This is a genomic window from Rhodoferax sp. UBA5149, assembly GCF_002413825.1.
Lineage (GTDB): Bacteria > Pseudomonadota > Gammaproteobacteria > Burkholderiales > Burkholderiaceae_C > Rhodoferax.
The window spans coordinates 1-2,696 of the sequence record NZ_DHXT01000165.1 but is presented as its reverse complement, the minus strand read 5'-3'; the positions used below and the strand labels follow the sequence as shown (position 1 = coordinate 2,696).

The 2,696-nt window shown below is 67.2% G+C and carries 3 protein-coding genes; 2 read left to right on the top strand and 1 reads right to left on the bottom strand.

Annotation, left to right across the window (positions count from 1 at the left end; translation table 11 throughout):
* A partial coding sequence (locus tag B3V69_RS15160) for a DMT family transporter (RefSeq protein ID WP_296447849.1) occupies window positions 1-950 on the bottom strand: 950 nt, incomplete at its 3' end.
* A gap of 45 nt (window positions 951-995) precedes the next feature.
* On the opposite strand from B3V69_RS15160, the gene dacB reads away from it, so the two are divergent.
* The gene (gene dacB, locus B3V69_RS15155; protein ID WP_296447848.1) at window positions 996-2,438 is read left to right on the top strand and encodes a D-alanyl-D-alanine carboxypeptidase/D-alanyl-D-alanine endopeptidase; all 1,443 of its coding nucleotides are present in this window, start codon (window positions 996-998) and stop codon (window positions 2,436-2,438) included.
* A gap of 46 nt (window positions 2,439-2,484) precedes the next feature.
* On the top strand, window positions 2,485-2,696 hold a 212-nt coding region (locus B3V69_RS15150; RefSeq protein WP_296447847.1), incomplete at its 3' end, for a SemiSWEET transporter.

The following is a 2,696-nucleotide window of genomic DNA, read 5'->3' as shown; positions in this document are numbered from 1 at the left end:
ATGCCGATGGTCACCAGCGCCAGCCCGGCCGCCAGGTTCCAGAAAAGAGGCTCCCCCAGAAACAGCACCGCGCCCAAGGCCGACAGGCCCGGCACCAGCGCCGTGATCATGGTCGAGCGCACCGGGCCAAAGTGCTGGATCATTTTGGTAAACGTAATGCCGGAGACCACCACCGAACCCCAGCCCTGAAACACCATCTGGAACATCACCTCGCGCCACGGGGCGTTCAGCAAATGGCCGACGCCCGCCTGCCCGATCAGCAGCGCCAGGTAGACCGGCACGTAGGTCACAAAAGCGAAGGCCGTGATGGCGATGGTGGCGCGCACCGCATCCAGCGCATGGCGGCGCGCCAGCACGCTGTAGGTGGACCAGCACAGCGCGGCCATCATGAACAGCAGGTCACCCTTCCAGACCTCGCCGCCGTCAAACGCGTGCAACAGACTGGCGCCGCCCACCATCAGGTCGCCCAGCACGATGCAGGCCAGACCGAGTGCGCGCAACGGCGTGATGCGGTCGTGCAGCACCAGCACCGCCAGCAGGGCGGTCCACAGCGGCAGGCTGCCCGGCATCAAGACCGAGGCGTGCGCCGCCGGGGCAAACACAAAGCCGCTGTATACCAGCACGGCATAGAGCAAACCGCCAAACAGGCCGACCGTGGCGGTGACCCGCAGCGACAGCGGCGACAAGCCCAGCAGCGAGGACTGCCGCACGCCCCAAGCCCGGTCGCGGCGCACCAGCCACGCGCCCCAGGGCAACAAAATCAGGCTGGCGCCGACGATGCGGCAAAAGGCAATGTCAAACGGGCTCAGGGTGCCGCCGCGCGCCGGATCGGCCGAGGCACGCGCGATGAGGATGAAGGAGGTCCAGATCAGCACCGTGACGACCGCCGCGGCGAGGCCAATCGTGCGCGGCGAAAAGCCGCTGGATGAATGGCGGGATGAAGAATGCATGCTGCCATTATCCGTGGCGGCAAGGGGCCGCCGGATAATCGGGGCATGTTTTTATCCCATGGCCTGCTGGGCGCTGTCTCCACCGTGGTGTGCGGTCTGGCCTTGGCGCAAGCCCTGCCGCCCGAGGTGGACGCGGCCCTGGCCCGCGCAAAGATCCCGCGCGACGCCGTCACGCTGCTGGTGGTCGACGCCGAAGGCAAAGCGCGGCCGCGACTGAGTCATCGCGCCAATGTCCCGGTCAACCCGGCCTCCGTGATGAAACTGGTGACCACCTATGCGGCGCTCAATCTGCTGGGCCCGGCCTTCACTTGGCGCACGCCGGTGTTCGTGGAAGGCGCGGTGCGCGATGGCACCTTGTTTGGCAACCTGTATATCCGAGGCCAGGGCGACCCCAAGCTGGTGGCCGAGCGCCTGTGGCTGCTGCTGCGCCGGGTGCAGGGCCTGGGCATTGACAACATAGCGGGCGACATCGTGCTGGACCGCAGCGCGTTTGAGACGGTTGAGGTGGACCCGGCCAGCTTTGACGGCGAACCGCTGCGCCCTTATAACGCCGCGCCCGACGCCCTGCTGCTCAACTTCAAGTCGGTGCTCATGACCTTTGTGCCGGACCGCAGCGCCAACCTGGCCCAGGTGCAGTTCGAGCCGCCGCTGGCGGGCGTGCAGATGCAGAGGAGCGTGCGCCTGGCCGGCGGGGTGGCGGGTGCCAGCGCCGAGTGTGGCGACTACCGGGCGGCGCTCAAGGCTGATTTTTCTGACGCCACGCGCATCCGCTTTGATGGCGCTTACCTGGCCAGCTGCGCCGAGAAAGTCTGGCCGGTGGCCTATGCCGACCCCAAAAGCTATAGCGTGCGCGCCGTGGCCGGTCTGTGGCATGAGATGGGCGGCAAGCTGATGGGCACGGTGCGCGAGGGGCGCGTGCCTGAGCTGGCGCCGGCGTTTGAAATGAGCTCGCCGCCCTTGGCCGAGGTGATCCGCGACATCAACAAGTACAGCAACAACGTGATGGCGCAGCAGCTGTTCCTGACGCTCAGTCTGCCAGCCCGTGACCCGAATGGCCAGCTGGAGAGCGGGGTTGCCACGCAAGCGGCCTCGCGCGACGTCGTGCGTCGTTGGTGGAAAGAGCGCATCGGCACCGACGACGCGCCGCTGCTGGACAACGGCTCGGGCCTGTCGCGCCAGGACCGCATCAGCGCCCAGGCCCTGGCGCGCCTGCTGCAAACCGCGTACCGCTCACCTTGGATGCCGGAGCTGATGGCCTCACTGCCGATTGCAGGCGTGGACGGCACGCTCAAGAACCGCCGCGCCCTGCCCGAGGGCAGCGCCCACCTGAAGACCGGCAGCCTGCGCGATATCAGCGCCGTGGCCGGCTATGTGCTGGCGGCCAGCGGCAAGCGCTATGTGGTGGTCGCCATTGCCAACCACCCGAACGCCAAGGCGGCGCGCCCTGCCTTTGACGCGCTGCTGGACTGGGTGGTGAGGGACAATTGAGTCTTTTACTGCATTCCAGCGTCCGCGCGCGCACCCCCTACCTGCCATGTCTCTTCCCGATGTCATCGGTTTTATTGCCGCCGTCCTCACCACCGCCAGCTTTGTGCCGCAGGCCTGGCACACCTTTCAAACCCGCGACGTGCGCGGCATCTCGCTCGGCATGTACAGCGCGTTCACCGCCGGCGTGGCCTGCTGGCTGGTCTATGGCCTGCTGCTCGGCGCCTGGCCGATCGTGATCGCCAATTGCATCACGCTGGC

Excerpts from the sequence above, each read along its gene's own strand:
- dacB (WP_296447848.1), top strand. The coding sequence starts at position 996 with ATGTTTTTATCCCATGGCCTGCTGGGCGCTGTCTCCACCGTGGTGTGC.